The 15,318-nt window shown below is 58.4% G+C and carries 14 protein-coding genes; 10 read left to right on the plus strand and 4 right to left on the minus strand.

All coding sequences use genetic code 11. From position 1 onward, the window contains the following. Nucleotides 1-95 precede the first annotated feature (95 nt). The 9 genes from AC2TCY_RS21645 to AC2TCY_RS21685 all read left to right on the plus strand — a co-directional run bounded on the left by AC2TCY_RS21645 (nt 96) and on the right by AC2TCY_RS21685 (nt 9,362). Entirely contained in the window at nt 96-950 is an 855-nt protein-coding gene (locus AC2TCY_RS21645) for an FAD binding domain-containing protein (protein WP_480850660.1), read from the plus strand. 12 nt (nt 951-962) lie between these two features. Then, nucleotides 963-1,457 carry a (2Fe-2S)-binding protein gene (locus tag AC2TCY_RS21650; RefSeq protein WP_058281632.1) on the plus strand — a complete coding sequence of 165 codons (495 nt, stop codon included), beginning with the start codon at nt 963-965 and terminating at the stop codon, nt 1,455-1,457. After that, nucleotides 1,454-3,880 carry an aerobic carbon-monoxide dehydrogenase large subunit gene (locus AC2TCY_RS21655; RefSeq protein ID WP_480850662.1) on the plus strand — a complete coding sequence of 809 codons (2,427 nt, stop codon included), beginning with the start codon at nt 1,454-1,456 and terminating at the stop codon, nt 3,878-3,880. The genes AC2TCY_RS21650 and AC2TCY_RS21655 overlap by 4 nt, the downstream gene beginning before the upstream one ends. Before the next feature lie 44 nt (nt 3,881-3,924). Continuing rightward, nucleotides 3,925-4,800, plus strand: a complete 876-nt coding sequence (locus AC2TCY_RS21660; RefSeq protein WP_480850664.1) for an AAA family ATPase — start codon at nt 3,925-3,927, stop codon at nt 4,798-4,800. Next, nucleotides 4,797-5,978: a vWA domain-containing protein gene (locus AC2TCY_RS21665; protein WP_480850666.1), complete on the plus strand. Its 1,182-nt coding sequence runs from the start codon at nt 4,797-4,799 to the stop codon at nt 5,976-5,978. Before AC2TCY_RS21660 ends, AC2TCY_RS21665 begins: the two co-directional genes overlap by 4 nt. After that, complete coding sequence (locus AC2TCY_RS21670; protein WP_480850667.1) at nt 5,975-6,754, plus strand: XdhC family protein; 780 nt, start codon at nt 5,975-5,977, stop codon at nt 6,752-6,754. The genes AC2TCY_RS21665 and AC2TCY_RS21670 overlap by 4 nt, the downstream gene beginning before the upstream one ends. Beyond that, nucleotides 6,747-7,355, plus strand: coding sequence for a nucleotidyltransferase family protein (locus tag AC2TCY_RS21675; RefSeq protein WP_480850668.1), 609 nt, complete (start codon nt 6,747-6,749; stop codon nt 7,353-7,355). The genes AC2TCY_RS21670 and AC2TCY_RS21675 overlap by 8 nt, the downstream gene beginning before the upstream one ends. A 109-nt stretch (nt 7,356-7,464) precedes the next feature. Then, a complete protein-coding gene (locus AC2TCY_RS21680) occupies nt 7,465-7,920 on the plus strand; it encodes an SRPBCC family protein (protein WP_480850670.1) in 456 nt (151 codons plus the stop codon). A gap of 557 nt (nt 7,921-8,477) precedes the next feature. After that, nucleotides 8,478-9,362, plus strand: coding sequence for an ankyrin repeat domain-containing protein (locus AC2TCY_RS21685; RefSeq protein ID WP_480850671.1), 885 nt, complete (start codon nt 8,478-8,480; stop codon nt 9,360-9,362). Between the two features lie 546 nt (nt 9,363-9,908). Here the strand turns inward: AC2TCY_RS21685 and AC2TCY_RS21690 are convergent. The 4 genes from AC2TCY_RS21690 to AC2TCY_RS21705 all read right to left on the minus strand — a co-directional run bounded on the left by AC2TCY_RS21690 (nt 9,909) and on the right by AC2TCY_RS21705 (nt 14,349). Continuing rightward, complete coding sequence (locus AC2TCY_RS21690) at nt 9,909-10,718, minus strand: hypothetical protein (protein WP_480850673.1); 810 nt, start codon at nt 10,716-10,718, stop codon at nt 9,909-9,911. Between the two features lie 653 nt (nt 10,719-11,371). After that, nucleotides 11,372-12,007 carry a glutathione S-transferase gene (locus tag AC2TCY_RS21695; RefSeq protein WP_480850680.1) on the minus strand — a complete coding sequence of 212 codons (636 nt, stop codon included), beginning with the start codon at nt 12,005-12,007 and terminating at the stop codon, nt 11,372-11,374. Nucleotides 12,008-12,077: 70 nt separating this feature from the next. Continuing rightward, nucleotides 12,078-12,995 carry a TIGR01458 family HAD-type hydrolase gene (locus AC2TCY_RS21700; RefSeq protein ID WP_480850675.1) on the minus strand — a complete coding sequence of 306 codons (918 nt, stop codon included), beginning with the start codon at nt 12,993-12,995 and terminating at the stop codon, nt 12,078-12,080. A 463-nt stretch (nt 12,996-13,458) separates the two neighbouring features. Beyond that, on the minus strand, nt 13,459-14,349 hold the full coding sequence (locus AC2TCY_RS21705) for a LysR family transcriptional regulator (RefSeq protein WP_480850676.1): 891 nt from the start codon (nt 14,347-14,349) through the stop codon (nt 13,459-13,461). Between the two features lie 110 nt (nt 14,350-14,459). Here AC2TCY_RS21705 and AC2TCY_RS21710 point away from each other — a divergent pair. Next, nucleotides 14,460-15,318, plus strand: an 859-nt coding sequence (locus AC2TCY_RS21710; protein WP_480850677.1) for an NmrA/HSCARG family protein, incomplete at its 3' end; no start/stop codon positions are given.

Consider the following 15,318-nt stretch of genomic DNA (forward strand, 5'->3'; position numbering starts at 1 on the left):
AAAGACCTGTGTTTTATTGATTTTCCGGTGATGTGGCATGTGGCCGTATGCAATCTCGCTCCGACACTGAACATTCGCTTTAGGGAGGAGAGCCGATGATTCCAGCGGCATTTGAATATCACCGTCCTCAGGATATAGCCGGTGTGCTGGCCGTTCTTGAAGAACACGGAGACGATGCGCGCGTCATGGCGGGTGGGCACAGTTTGATCCCGATGATGAAACTTCGGATGGCCGAAGTCCCGCACCTGATCGACCTCCAGGATGTCGGCGGCATGTCGGATATCGACATCAGGGCCGGCAGCATCCGGATCGGCGCGATGGTCACGCAGGCAGATATCATCGACCATGCCGAGCTTGCGGATGCAGCTCCGATCCTGCGCGAGGCCGCCTTGCTGATTGCTGATCCCCAGGTCCGCTACATGGGCACCGTCGGTGGTAACGTCGCAAACGGCGACCCGGGCAATGACATGCCGGGGCTGATGCAATGCCTGAATGCGGTATTCACCGTGGTCGGCCCGGATGGCGAGCGTGATATCCCCGCGCGGGAGTTTTACGAGGCCGCCTACATGACCGCACGCGAGGATGAAGAAGTGCTGACCGCCGTGACCATCCCAGCACCCGAGGGCGGCTACGCCTACGAAAAGCAGAAGCGCAAGATCGGCGACTACGCCACAGCCGCCGCCGCGGTGCAGATCGTCAAGGACGGCGGCAATTGCGTCAGCGCATCCATCGCGATGACGAACCTCAGCGACACGCCGGTTTATTCCGAGGATGCAGGCGCTGCGCTGGTGGGAACGTCTGTCGATGCCGCCGCACTCGATGCGGCAGTGGCTGGGATGCTGGGCGATATCGACCCGACCGAGGACAACCGCGGCCCCGTTGCATTCAAGAACCACGTGGCGGGCGTCATCTTGCGTCGCGCCATCGAGCGCGCCTGGTCGCGGGCGTAGGGGGAACACATCATGTCAAAGAAAATGCACATCAAGCTGAACGTAAACGGCAAGGACGAAGAATTCCTGGCCGAACCACGTGAACTGCTAATCTACACCCTGCGCGAACGGCTGAACATCACCGGTCCGCATATTGGCTGCGAAACGTCCCATTGCGGGGCCTGCACCGTCACCATCAACGGCAAATCTGTGAAATCCTGCACCATGTTCGTGGCACAGGCCGATGGCGCCGAGGTGACAACAATCGAAGGCATCGGCGGGCCGGACGACCTGCATCCGCTGCAAGAGGCGTTCAAGGAACACCACGGGTTGCAATGCGGTTACTGCACGCCGGGTATGATCACTCGGGCGACCAAGCTGCTGGAAGAAAACCCCAACCCGACCGAAGAAGAAATCCGCTTTGGCATGGCCGGCAACATCTGCCGCTGCACGGGTTATCAGAACATTGTGAAATCCATTCAGGCCGCCGCGGCCGAAATGAATGCAGCCAAGGAGGCCGCAGAATGAAGGATGATATTTCCCGCGAAGAACGTGTCGACAATCTCAAAGGCATGGGCTGCTCGCGCAAGCGGGTCGAGGATGCGCGCTTTACACAAGGCAAGGGCAACTATGTCGATGACATCAAGCTGGACGGCATGTTGTTTGGCGACTTTGTCCGCTCTCCCTACGCCCATGCGCGCATCAGGAGCATTGATACTGCCGCTGCGCTGGAAGTACCTGGTGTGCTGGCTGTCCTGACCGCGGCTGATCTGGAGCCGTTGGGCCTGCACTGGATGCCAACGCTGGCTGGCGACAAGCAGATGGTGCTCGCTGACGGCAAGGTTCTGTTCCAAGGTCAGGAAGTGGCCTTCGTCGTAGCTGAAGATCGCTATGCTGCCGCGGACGGGATCGAACTGGTTGAGGTCGACTACGAGGAACTCCCCGTCATCGTCGATCCTTTTGAAGCGCTGCAATCCGACGTTGTGCTGCGCGAAGACCTAGTTGGTGAAGACGGCTCCCTGCCGGACGGCGCGCACGGGCCGCGCAAGCATCACAACCACATTTTCACGTGGGATGCGGGCGAAAAGGATCCCACAGAAGAGGTCATCGCCAACGCCGAGGTCGTCGCGATCGAAAGCATGTATTACCACCGCACCCACCCGTGCCCGCTGGAAACCTGCGGCTGTGTGGCGTCGATGGACAAGGTCAACGGCAAGCTGACCCTGTGGGGCACCTTTCAGGCGCCCCACGCGATCCGGACGGTCGTGTCGCTGATCTCGGGCATTGAAGAGCACAACATCCGCGTGATCAGCCCTGATATCGGCGGCGGCTTTGGAAACAAGGTTGGCGCGTACCCGGGCTATGTCTGCTCGGTCGTGGCGTCGATCGTCACGGGCAAGCCCGTGAAGTGGATCGAAGACCGGATGGACAATCTGATGACCACCGCCTTTGCCCGCGACTATCATATGACCGGCAAGATCTCTGCCACCAAGGACGGCAAGATCACCGGGCTGCATTGCCATGTGACAGCCGACCACGGCGGTTTTGATGCCTGCGCCGATCCCACCAAGTTCCCGGCGGGCTTCATGAACATCTGCACCGGCTCCTACGACATCCCGACGGCCTATCTGGAGGTCGACGGCGTCTACACCAACAAGGCCCCGGGCGGCGTGTCCTATCGCTGCTCGTTCCGGGTGACCGAGGCGGTTTACTTCATCGAACGCATGATCGAGGTCCTAGCTATTGAGTTGAACATGGACGCAGCCGAGCTGCGCCGGATCAACTTCATCAAGAAAGAACAGTTCCCGTATACGGCCGCCCTTGGTTGGGAATACGACAGCGGCGACTATCACACCGCATGGGACAAGGCGCTCAAGACCGTCGATTACGACGGGTTGCGAGCCGAACAAGCCCAGAGGGTCGAAGATTTCAAGGCTGGAAAGACGCGCAAGCTGATGGGCATTGGCCTGAGCTTCTTTACCGAAATCGTCGGTGCTGGCCCGGTCAAGAACTGTGACATCCTTGGGCTTGGCATGTTCGACAGCTGCGAAATCCGCATCCACCCGACCGGATCAGCGATTGCTCGACTAGGGACCATCAGTCAGGGGCAAGGCCACGCGACAACCTTTGCGCAAATCCTCGCCTCTGAGATCGGCTTGCCTGCCGACAGCATCACCATCGAGGAAGGCGACACCGATACAGCGCCCTATGGCCTTGGCACATACGGGTCACGCTCCACCCCTGTGGCAGGTGCTGCCACGGCCATGGCCGGCCGCAAGATCCGCGCCAAGGCGCAGATGATCGCGGCCTATCTGCTCGAGGTTCACGACAATGACGTGGAATTCGATGTCGATCGGTTTGTCGTGAAAGGCGCGCCTGAAAAGTTCAAGACAATGAAGGAAATCGCCTTTGCAGCCTACAACCAAGCCATTCCGGGAATTGAGCCGGGGCTTGAGGCCGTCAGTTACTACGATCCGCCGAACATGACCTATCCGTTCGGAGCATATGTCTGTGTGATGGACATCGACGTGGACACGGGTGTGCCGGAAATCCGCCGCTTCTATGCGCTGGACGATTGCGGCACGCGGATCAACCCGATGATCATCGAAGGCCAGGTGCATGGTGGTTTGACCGAGGCCCTTGCTGTCGCCTTGGGGCAAGAGATTGCCTATGACGACATGGGCAACGTCAAGACCGGCACGCTGATGGACTTCTTCCTGCCAACCGCATGGGAAGTGCCGAATTACGAAACCGACTACACCGTCACACCAAGCCCGCACCATCCCATCGGAGCGAAGGGCGTGGGTGAAAGCCCGCATGTGGGCGGCGTGCCCTGTTTCTCCAACGCGGTGCAGGACGCGTTCCGCCCGTTTGGCAACCGGCACACCAACATGCCGCATGATCACTGGCGGATTTGGCGCACGGCCAATGAGCTTGGCCTGCACGACTGACCCTTTTGGTAGGGCGGGGCGACCCCCGCCCTACGGAGACACGAATGACCTGGACTGACTTGAAAACCGCGCTGGCTATCCAAGGCTATGTGGCCTCAGACGATCTGGCCGTTGCGTTGCAACTGGCTCTGTCGCTGTGCCGTCCGCTGTTGCTGGAAGGGGCGGCAGGTGTCGGCAAGACCGAGATCGCCCGCACGCTGTCTGCGGTGATGGACACGCGCCTGATCCGGCTGCAATGCTACGAGGGCCTGGACGCGGCGCAGGCCATTTACGAATGGAACTACCAGCGACAGCTGCTTACCATACGGGCGGCCTCCGAGGCTGGCGAATCCGGCAAGGCGGTCGAAGATCGCATCTTCTCCAGCGACTTTCTACTGGAGCGCCCGTTGCTGGCGGCCATCACCCAAGACACGCCCCCGGTCCTCCTGATCGACGAAATCGACCGGGCGGATGAAGAGTTCGAAGCCTACCTGCTGGAAGTCCTCTCGGACTATCAGGTGTCGATCCCCGAGCTTGGCACGATCTCCGCGACAAGCCGCCCTGTCGTGATCCTGACCTCGAATGGCACCCGCGACCTGTCCGACGCCCTGCGCCGCCGCTGCCTTTATACCTACGTGGAGTATCCGGACCGTGCGACCGAACTGGCGATCCTCAAGGCCCGCTGCCCGGAGGTCGAGGCGCGGCTGGGTGAGCAGATCGTTGGTTTTGTGCAAAAGCTGCGTCAGGAAGAGCTGGAGAAAACCCCCGGCGTTGCCGAAATGCTGGATTTTGCCGCGGCGTTGATGGGGCTCGGCATTGCCGATTTGACCGACAACCCTGCGGTCCTGCAATCGACGCTGACGACGTTGCTGAAAACCCAAAGCGATCAGGCCCAGATCACGCCAGAGGTGACAGGGCGCATCGCAGGCAAGGCCGCATGAGCCGGGTGACGAAATTCGCAGGCCGCGACCCCGGACCTGCCGCTCGGGTCGCGGGCTTCATCGCCCATCTGCGTGAAAACGGGTTGCGGCTTGGTGTGGCGGAAGCGGACCTGGCCATGGCGGCCCTTGGCGAGGTGGACGCAATCCGCCCAGACGACAGCCGCCGCGCGCTGCGTGCGGTCTGCACAGGCTGCAAGGAAGAATCTGAACGGTTTGACGATCTTTTCGACAGCTATTGGATGGATATGGGCCGTGTCAGGCAAAAGGTCGTGCCCACCCCGTCTTCCAAGGTCAGTGATGACGTGCATTCCTCGCGCGATGCCAAGGGCGAAAACGCTGGCGCATCCGGAGCCTCCACTGCCCCTGACGACACAGGCGGGGCGGCGGACAGCGACGGGACCGGTAAGTTGATCGCCACCGAACAACGCAACCTCAACCGGCGTGACTTGCGCGACCTTGTCCGTCCGGAAGAAATCGCTGAAGCCGAAGACATCGCGCGCCGCCTCGGGGCCGCCTTGCGCGACACGAGATCCCGCCGTCGCATTGCCGCGCGCAAAGGTGATCGGTTGCATTTTCGCAAGATCATTCGCCACAGCCTGGCCACCGGCGGGGAGCCACTGCACCTGTTGCGCAGGAGGCGCCCGGACCGCACGCGCAAGATCGTCGCGCTTTGTGATGTTTCCGGCTCCATGTCCGTGTATGCACAGGTTTTTCTGGCGTTCCTCGCTGGCCTGATGCGAGCAGACACGGCCGCCGACGCCTATCTCTTTCACACCCGCCTTGTGCGGATCACCGAGGCCCTGCGTGACAAAGACGCGATGCGCGCGATTGGACGGATGTCATTGATGGCCGATGGGTTTGGCGGGGGGTCGAAGATCGGTCCGTCGCTGAAGCGCTTTGCCGACACCTATGCCAAACGCTTTGTCGATGGGCGCAGCGTCGTGCTGATCTTGTCAGACGGTTACGACACTGAAGCACCTTGTATGATCGCTGCCGCTCTGGCGAAACTGCGCAAACGCGGCTGCAAAGTGGTCTGGCTCAACCCGCTGAAAGGCTGGGCCGATTACGCACCGGTGGCCGAAGGGATGGCGGCGGCCCTCCCTTATCTGGACGCCTTCAAGGCGGCCAACACGCTGGGTGATCTGGCTGCGCTGGAACAAGAGTTGGCACGCCTATGACCCCGGCTGAATTCCTTTCAACCGATCTGGCTGAGGCCGCGAAGGAGTTGCGCGACAAAGACGAACCTTTCGCCTTTGCAACCATCGTGCGCACGGCCGGGTCCACTGCGGCCAAGCCGGGGGCCAAGGCGCTGCTCAGCGCGGATGGGACGATCCTTCAAGGCTGGCTTGGCGGCGGCTGTACCCGTGGCGCGGTCAAACGTGCCGCCCTACAAGCCTTGCAAGATGGGACGCCGCAGCTTGTATCCGTCGCACCAGAGGACTTGCTGGCCGAAAAGGGTGTGGCCGCTGGCGATGAAATGGACGGCACGAGATTTGCCCGCAACGGGTGCCCCTCGCGCGGCACAGTCGACATCTTCATTGAACCCTGCCTGCCGTTACCTCAACTCGTGGTCATGGGCGCATCGCCTGTGGCGCAGGTACTGAGTAACCTTGCCCCGCAGTTTCACTGGTCAGTGGCTTCGACCCCGCCACAAAGCAAACCGCATCAGCGTTCATTCGTGGTGATTGCGACCCAAGGACAAGGTGACCTTGACGCATTGAAGGCGGCGCTGAGCGCACAAACGACTTATGTGGCTTTCGTCGGCAGCCGCAAGAAATACGCGTCTTTGGCCGAAAAGCTTGCCGCTGCCGGGTTTGAACAATCCGCCATTGACGGCGTGAAAGCCCCGGCAGGCCTTGATCTGGGCGCAGTGACGCCCGAAGAAATCGCGCTGTCGATACTGGCGCAATTGGTACAGGATCGGCGCGCCGCGATGAGGCAAACCGATGGGTGATGTGGTTGGAATTATCCTGGCTGCCGGGCTGTCGCGCCGCATGGGCGCGCACAACAAGCTGCTGTTGCCCGTTGGCGGGGTTCCCATGATCCGGCACATGGTCAATGTCTATCGCGCAGGGACGGGCGGGCGCGTCGTAGTGGTCACCGGGCATCAGGCCGACAAGATCGACGGCGCCCTGTCAGGCAGCGGTGCCGAAACCGTTTTCAACGCGGATTTTAGGCAGGGACAGCCCACCTCGGTGGCTTGCGGGCTGCATACGGCAGTTGATACCGATACGGTGCTGATCGGTTTGGGGGATCAGCCGCTTCTGACGCCTGGCGATATCCAGTCATTGCTGGCGGCGCATGCGGCGGCTGACAGCGCGCGCATCTCCATTCCGGCGGTGGATCAGCGCCGCGGCAACCCGATCGTGGTTCCCGCAGCCTTGCGCGCGCGGCTCCTGGCGGACCCCAGGTCCCCGGGTTGCAAAAAGTTCACCCGCACCCATCCTGAACACGTCCAGTTTCACCCAATGGCCTCCCCCGGGTTTTACACGGACGTGGACACACCCGGGGCGTACACCGCTCTCAGGGCAGACATGCTGGAGGACATCACGTGAAGATCATTCGATACGTCGCAGCCCATCTGCGCCACAAGCTCGCGCTTACGCCCGAACAGGCCGACCATATGGCCACCATCAAGTTTCCCTGTTGTTAAAAGGACATCCCATGGAACTGGCAGACGAAATCGTCATCAACTCATCTAAAGAGCAAGTCTACGCAGCGCTGAACGACCCCGAGGTACTCAAGCAGTGCATTCCCGGCTGTGAAGAGTTGATCAAGCACTCTGACACTGAGCTGGAGGCAAAGGTCGTCCTCAAGGTCGGGCCGGTGAAGGCTCGGTTCAGCGGTGACGTCCAACTCGACACCGCAGGCGCACCGGATGCCTTTTCGTTGGCCGGGCAGGGCAATGGCGGTCCCGCCGGGCACGCAAAGGGCGGCGCAAATGTCACGCTAACAGCCGACGGGCCCGACACGACGATCCTGCGTTTCCAGGCGAAGGCCGATATCGGCGGAAAGCTGGCCCAACTGGGCAACCGGCTGATCCAAAGCACTGCCAAGAAACTTGCGGCCAAATTCTTCAAATCCTTCGCTGGTGTGGTCAATGAGGACGCAACCGTTTAGCGATCTCATCTACGCAGAGTACGCATCAGACATCATTGCAAAGAGGAGGCTGGGCTTGCAAAGCCACCGCATCCTCGGCCTGCTACAAGTCTCTTTTCGCCAACCGGGCATCCCTGAGGAGAGCCTAGCTTGATTGCGAGGACCAATTAGCTTGGTACTGTCGTTGCGGGATACATCATCCATTCCAGTATCAGCAATGGCTGAAATCGTGACGGTAGTTCAAGACACGGACTCGCAACCTCATGCCGTGCGATTTGGAGAGATCAGACCTTAGGACAATCTGGGCAAACGTCGGCTAAGTCCGCGATCTGAGTTCGCCGACGACAAACCGTGCACTCGCGGCGAATGTCGGGAAAGCGGGCTGCGACCGCAGAATCTAAACCGTGGGGCGAAGGTCCGGATTGGGCCGTCCTCAACTTAACGAGATGGGCCTGCCAGCAAGATGCTGCGCTGGCTCCGATGGCAGCAGTGGAGCCCATAGGTGTCATAAACATGTGGCTCTGAATTATGCTAACATGTCGGGGATCACGATTTTTTAGGTCGTAATGGAGAGTCTGATGAAGTCTTTTTGTCTTTGGCTGATCTTCACATTGTCACTTGGCATTCAGATTACGTTAGCGAACGCCGGAGAAGTTGCGAATGCAGCACGTTCCGGTGACATCGACAAACTTGTCGAATTACTGGATGGCGGGGCGCCCGTTGATGAGGCCGGAGCGGCCCATCCTTTACATTTTGCTTGCATGTCCGGACAGTTCGAAGCTGCGAGAATTCTGATTGAACGCGGTGCCAACGTTAATGCAGACTCTGCTTTGGGTACGCCACTGAGCGTGGCAGCCAGTCGTAAGCATACTGACATAGTTGAGCTACTTCTGACCCATGGAGCTGACCCTTCCGCTGTTGGTGGGCGAGATGAGCGAACACCACTACATGCCGCTGCTCACGCGGGTGCAATAGATGTGGTGCGCATTCTCCTCGACAATGGTGTCGATCCGGATGCACGTACGAAATTTGGCGAGCCCGCAATTCACCTGGCCGTAAAGCGCAATCATAAAGAGGTGTCGGAATTGCTGCGCGCGTCATCAAATTGGGCGCCGCCACCGCCACCGACCGATGCAGACCTATCCACTATCGACGCGCAGACTAAGCGCGATGCAGTGGATGTGTGTGATGTCTGTCATTCCCTTGACAGCAATGAGTTTGGCAATGGGCCGCCTTTGCTAAATGTCTTCGGAAGCTCGATTGCAGGGGTCGAAGGGTTTAACTACTCAGAGGCTATGAAATCTGAAGGCGGGGTCTGGGATGCGGCCACGCTTAATGCCTTCCTATTTGACCCGAAAATGGCAATCCCCGGGAATGCTATGGGAGCGAGTGGTGACGACTTGAAGGTCGCGGATCAGACAAAACGATGGGCCATCATCGCTTTTCTAAAGGAGTCCAAATAGTCCGAAAGCAATAAGAGGGGAAGGGCCGCTTTGTCCTCAATGTGTCAGTTCAACTGACCCTAATTTTGCTCTCGCGGCGAACGGCAGGTTTGACGGGCCGCATCGCAGCGATCGCCCCGTCGACCAAAGTCCGGAATGGGCCGGGGAATGCGGGGCAGGGGCCTATGCTGTGTCAGCTCCGCGGTCTGCAAAGAGCCCAAAACAACCGATGCTGCACCTCGTGTAAACGGCGGTGAAACGCAGAAAGCCGACATTAACCCGGGAGAGAACGGCCCACAGCTGCTGTCCGAAAAGTTAGTCAATGCTGCGACGCGGTTTTCTGAAAGCGAAGGTTGATAGGCAGCGTGCAATAGATAGCTTCAAGTTGTCGGCAGCGCGGACAAAGCAACCACACAGTTTTCTTACTTTTCTGACGCAGTTTTCCGTTGAGGTTGCCAAACAGGTCTTGTTGTGACGCAGCCCGCCAATCCTGACCCTACGCTGTATGCTTTGGCAATGGCTGGCCATCTGGCTTCACCTCTGAAATTCTGCTCGCATTTCAATGGGTCATGCGACCATATGCTCGGGCTCGGTCTGTCTACCCAAAAGCGGCTTTGGACCTTTAACAAGATAAAGCAGCAGCGTGGTCAGGAAGAAAGATACGGCGAAGGCATAGTAAGTCACTACACCGCCCGTCGTCGGGGTCACTGAAAAAACCAGTAGACTTGCGTTAAACATCATCTGGCCGATCAGCACGACCAGCCCGCTTTTTGTATGCCAGTAAAGGAAAGCGGCCATGGCCGCCACGCCAGTCTGGTTAATCAGCAGCGCCAGGAATGGCAAGTCCGGCACGATGCCGATGTTGAGCACCACATTGGGCGCCCACCACATTGTCCAGACCACGCCTACGATTAAAGCGGCGGAATAAAGCGTGAAGCCTTCTTTCAATCGACGCACGGCATAGCTGATCCAAACGATTTCGCCGATGAACGACCCTACAAAGATGGTCAGTAGAATATCCGGACGTCGAACGAGGCTTACATTCACGCTGGCCTCTGACAAACCGTTTCCAGTAACCACACCCTTTGCAAGCAGGAACAGCACCATGTTTCCCGCGCCCCATAGCAGTGCAACCAGATACCAAACCGGTGACACCCGCCAGTGCAGCATCGGGCGTAGGACGCCCAAAACCCCTGCGCTGCCGCGCGCCAAGAATACTAGCGCGAATAAGGTCGCCCCAAGCAAAAGAAACCGTCCGTGCCCGTAGACCCCAAACGGCAACCAGCCAGCTGAGATTGTAGCCACAAAAACAGAGTTCACAATCAAGATTGTTACAAAGAAAACCCAGATTTCAAATTTCCTAAGATACCGAAGCAATAATGTTCTCCTTCTTGCCCTTTAAGGAGCGAGCCTGAGCGGATAACTGTATGTCGTCCGCCGTGGCCGGGATGAAAATCGAGCGAGCGCCAGATATATACAGCACCCGTTTTGAGGAGCGTGTTGTGTCTTACGGCTTCCGGTCATATTGAATAGTTGCGTGGCAATGCTGCGCGACAACACGTATGGCCTTGGATCATGCGCCGCAAAAGATGATTGAACAAGATACAAGAATCACCCCGTTCACTTGTCGTTGCACAGTCACCTCATGCCAATTTCGGTGGTTGGCGGGAGTTATCTGCGGACTATGCAATCAGAACCGAGTTTTATAAGCCCAACCTCAAGAAGCTTGATTTTGCGTGTGGTTACCTCGTGCTATTAACTTTTGCGAATGTCTGTTTCTGGATTCCGGTCTACCCAGTTTCGTACCCGCAGCGAGTGTTAGCTTTTGTCCATGCTGTTTTTCGCTGCTGTCGCAAAATGAGCAATGAGGTCGTTCGTTCCGGAAGCGGCAATGACAGCAAAGTCCGCTAGGCCGACTTAATGCCGTCTGAACCGTGCACTCGCGGCGAATGTCGGGAAAGCGGGTCGCGACCGCGGAATCTTGACAGTGGGGCGAAGGTCCGGAATGGGCCGGGACCGCCATGTTGAGCCTAGCCGCCGAACCAAAGAGGCGCGTCGCCTTCTGCCCATGGCGCGTACTTGTGCATTACATTTATGAAGGCTTCGCTTTCCAGAAAACGATCCAGCCATGCAATCAAATTTGGCCATTCCTGTGCGTCAAACCACTCTCTGTCTATATGGGCGAATTGGCGAACAAAGGGCAGAAGTGCCAGATCGGCGAGGGTTGGGCGATCTCCAAATAGCCAAGACCGCCCGGCCAATCTTTTGTCGAGGCTGACCAAGTAGCTTGCAGCTTTCATGCGCTCTGTCGCCTTGTCGATGTCCGGATAGCGCGTGGCGTATTTTGTGTGATCCAATGCAACCTTGAATGGACCATCATTTTCTGTAATCAGGTCCCACCCTTCCTGAGGCATGTCCAAAAGCCGGTGCGGATCATTCTGTTCGAGAGCCCAGATCATGATATCCAAGCTTTCGTCAAGAACCTTATCCGCAAGGCGAAGCGCTGGCACCGTTCCGGATACTGATGTTAGCAAGAAGGCTTGCGGCTTGTCCCTTAGACGAATTTCACGCAACTCGACTTTGACACCCGAACACGCCAACGCGAGGCGGGCCCTGATTGCATACGGGCAGCGACGGAACGTCCATAAGATGGGGTGATGGGTCATAGCAGGATTTATCGGCAATCCGCCGGCGCGGTCAAACCCTTCCTCGATTATCAAATTATAGCTTCTGCTGTCATGCTGCCAGGCCGGTCAAGCGGGCCACCGCTTCGCAAACATCGGACACGGTATCCGTTGGTTCAGGGGCAAACCGGGTTTCGTCGCCTTCACGGAACTTTCCGGTGCGCACCAGATACGCCTCTGCCAAGCCCGCAGCCAAAGCGCCGGCAATATCGCTTTCAGCATCATCACCGATCATAGCTGACTGCGCGGGAGCGGCGCCGGTGCTGGCAACGGCGGCTCTGAAAAAACCGGGATTTGGTTTGCCTAACAGTTGAGCCCGGATGCCGGTAGCGTGTTCCAGCGCTTTGACAAAGCAGCCCGCGTCAAGGCTTAACTGCCCATCCTCATCCTTGAAATTGCGGTTGTTTGCGAGCGCGATCAAGGGTGCCCCATTTTGCAACAATCTGTATGCCCGGTTCATATTTTCATAGGAAAACTCTTGGGCGGCATCGCCAACAATAACGGCGGGCGGTCCATTGCGGTCGCAGGCAGAAAACTCTTCCTCAAGCGCTGGGTGTACGAGCAAACGCGGGCTGTGCCCTGTACGCGAAAGCCAATCCAAACAGGCAGCGACAGGTGTAAATACCTCTTCCGGCTGAATCACGAATTTAAGGTCGCGCAGCTTGTCCATGATGCGGTGCTTTGGCTGCCGCGTACTATTGGTGAGGCATCTCACTTGCAGTCCGCTAGATCGCAACCGGGTAAGTGCCTCAGTGGCTCCGGGGATCGCTTCGGGCCCTTGGTAAAGAACTCCGGAGATATCAAGTAAAACTGTTTGGATCATTCTCAAATTTTGCTGGAGCCTACACGCGGCGTCAACTTTGGCACCTTCCGCGCCACCCGGAACCGGTGGCATCAGGAACAGTATTCCATCCGCAGAGATGCAGCAAATGTCGGCTCTACCTGGGAACGGATGATTAGTGAAATCCATTATTTCGCCCCGGAAACCCGCCACCGTTCTCTCAGAGGATGAGTGACCCACGAGTTGCCGCAGGTATCAGGATGAGGAAAAGCTACACTGAGGGCGAGTGGCACGGTGAGGACAACGGCAGGTTTATTACGCAGATTGTGGGTTCAGAGAAACGTCAATCCCGCGCATACCGGGGACGGCAGCAATGCGGGCTTCGACCGCAAAGTCTTGACAGTGGGGTGGATGTCCGGAATGGGCGCTCCTGCGCTGGCCGACGTACTTCCGCAAGGGTGAATAGCTGTGCTGCAACAGATGACAGCTTTTGAGCCGGGACGAATGCTGCGCCTCGCATGATGGTCCGCTATCGTAACTCTGCTTCTATCGCCTCGGGTACCCGGTGGATTTGAGATCCAGCGACAATTCGGGGGCGACTATGTCGGTTTCTGCCTCCCCACGTCAGCGAAGTTTCACGAGTGACTGCCAATCACGAAACGAGCTTCTTCTCGTCGATCAGGTCCATGAACGCGCGCACTTTGATCGGTAGATGTCGGTTGCTGGCGTAGACGGCATATAGGCCTTGGCTGGGGGTCGCATATCGGTCGAGAACCCGAACCAGCCGACCTGTTGCGATGTATCCCTGAATTGGCGCTTTGGGAAGCAGCGCAATGCCGACACCAGCGAGGGCCGCGTCCACGACCACATCTATGCTTTGGCCGGCCAGTCGCGGTTGGACTGTGGCGCGAATGTCGCTGCCGTCCTCATGCACAAGTGCCCAGCTGTCATCGGCAAGCCCAGCACTGTGGACAATCGCGTCGTGACGGTCGAGATCTTGGATCACTTTTGGTTCCCCTCTCTCTGCGAGATAGCCGGGGCTGGCGCACAGGATGCGCTGGGTCGTGGCCAGCTTTCGCGCAATCAGCGATGAATCCGGCAACTGGCCAAGGCGAAAGGCGAGGTCGATCCGTTGAGCAATCAGATCGACATAGGCATCACCAAGCAGCAATTCGATTTTCGTTTCAGGATAGAGCTTGAGGTATTCCGTCACCCAATCGGTGAAGACGCCGGTTCCGAAGGCGGCCGGAGCCGCGATGCGAAGCACGCCCTTGGGCCGCGCCACGGTTTCGGTCACTAGGTCGTTCGCGGCGGTCAGTTCTTCGAAGCCTCGCCGGCAAAGCGCGTAATAGGACTGGCCGATATCTGTCAGCGTTACTTTGCGCGTAGTGCGATGAAACAGGCGCACGCCAAGGTCGGCCTCCAAACCGCTGATCTTGCGGCTGATGCTGCCTTTGGGAATGCCAAGCTCTCTGGCGCCGCCGGAAAACGTGCCCGCATCGGCGACGGCGACGAAAGCGGCAACGGAATTGTAATCGATCATTGGGAGTCCTTATTGGCGCACACAGGAAATTATAAAGCGTATTTTACGCACCTAATACAACAATTCGTTTGCACCTAATTTCGGATCAGATTGAAAAAAGGAGAGTTCAAATGACTGACCAAAAAACTGTATTGGTTGCCGGTGCAACCGGGGCGCAGGGTGGATCTGTGGTGACAGCCCTGCTCGAAAAGGGCCACAAGATCATCGCGCTGACCCGCAACCCGGAAGGTGCGGCGGCTGTCGCGCTCGCGCAGCGCGGCGTCGATCTGCGTTCCGGCGATTTCACCGATCCCGCCTCTCTTCAGGCGGCGGCGGAAGGCGCCGATGCCGCATTCATGGTGACCACACCGTTCGAAACCGGCCCCGAAAGTGAGGTAGCCCAGGGCAAGGCCATGATCGAAGCGCTTCAGGCCGCTAAGGTCGGCCATGTCGTGTTTTCGTCGGTTGGCAGCGCCGACAAGGCGACCGGGGTTCCGCATTTCGACAGCAAATATCGCGTCGAAGAAATGCTGATAGAGTCCGGGCTGAACTACTCTATCGTTGCGCCGGTCTATTTCATGGACAACCTACTGTCACCCTGGGGCTTGCCGGCCTTGCAGCAGGGCAGTGTCGCCGCCGCCTTGCCTGCCGAACGTATGCTGCAACAGGTCGCCGTTCAGAACATCGGAGAATTCGCGGCGGCGCTGATCGAGAGGGGCGCGTCGGTTTATGGTAAGCGCTACGACATCGCTGGCGACGAACTCACCATGGCCGATGCGGTGGAGCTGGTTTCCGGGGCGAGCGGGCGCGAGATCGCCTTCCATGGTTTCCCGGTCGAAGCACTCAAGGAGCAAAGCGAAGACCTGGCACTGATGTTCGCCTGGTTCGATGAAGTCGGATATACGGCCGATATCTCTGCGCTGAGGGCCGAGTTTGCAGAGGTGAACTGGCTGTCGTATGGCGACTGGCTCGCCCAGCAGGATTGGCTCA

Source organism: Ruegeria sp. HKCCD7181, assembly GCF_057221055.1.

What these genes read in the sequence shown, in the direction of transcription:
- AC2TCY_RS21645 (WP_480850660.1), top strand. Translation starts at nt 96, where the DNA reads ATGATTCCAGCGGCATTTGAATATCACCGTCCTCAGGATATAGCCGGT.
- AC2TCY_RS21650 (WP_058281632.1), top strand. Translation starts at nt 963, where the DNA reads ATGTCAAAGAAAATGCACATCAAGCTGAACGTAAACGGCAAGGACGAA.
- AC2TCY_RS21655 (WP_480850662.1), top strand. Translation starts at nt 1,454, where the DNA reads ATGAAGGATGATATTTCCCGCGAAGAACGTGTCGACAATCTCAAAGGC.
- AC2TCY_RS21660 (WP_480850664.1), top strand. Translation starts at nt 3,925, where the DNA reads ATGACCTGGACTGACTTGAAAACCGCGCTGGCTATCCAAGGCTATGTG.
- AC2TCY_RS21665 (WP_480850666.1), top strand. Translation starts at nt 4,797, where the DNA reads ATGAGCCGGGTGACGAAATTCGCAGGCCGCGACCCCGGACCTGCCGCT.
- AC2TCY_RS21670 (WP_480850667.1), top strand. Translation starts at nt 5,975, where the DNA reads ATGACCCCGGCTGAATTCCTTTCAACCGATCTGGCTGAGGCCGCGAAG.
- AC2TCY_RS21675 (WP_480850668.1), top strand. Translation starts at nt 6,747, where the DNA reads ATGGGTGATGTGGTTGGAATTATCCTGGCTGCCGGGCTGTCGCGCCGC.
- AC2TCY_RS21680 (WP_480850670.1), top strand. Translation starts at nt 7,465, where the DNA reads ATGGAACTGGCAGACGAAATCGTCATCAACTCATCTAAAGAGCAAGTC.
- AC2TCY_RS21685 (WP_480850671.1), top strand. Translation starts at nt 8,478, where the DNA reads ATGAAGTCTTTTTGTCTTTGGCTGATCTTCACATTGTCACTTGGCATT.
- AC2TCY_RS21695 (WP_480850680.1), bottom strand. Translation starts at nt 12,007, where the DNA reads ATGACCCATCACCCCATCTTATGGACGTTCCGTCGCTGCCCGTATGCA.
- AC2TCY_RS21700 (WP_480850675.1), bottom strand. Translation starts at nt 12,995, where the DNA reads ATGGATTTCACTAATCATCCGTTCCCAGGTAGAGCCGACATTTGCTGC.
- AC2TCY_RS21705 (WP_480850676.1), bottom strand. Translation starts at nt 14,349, where the DNA reads ATGATCGATTACAATTCCGTTGCCGCTTTCGTCGCCGTCGCCGATGCG.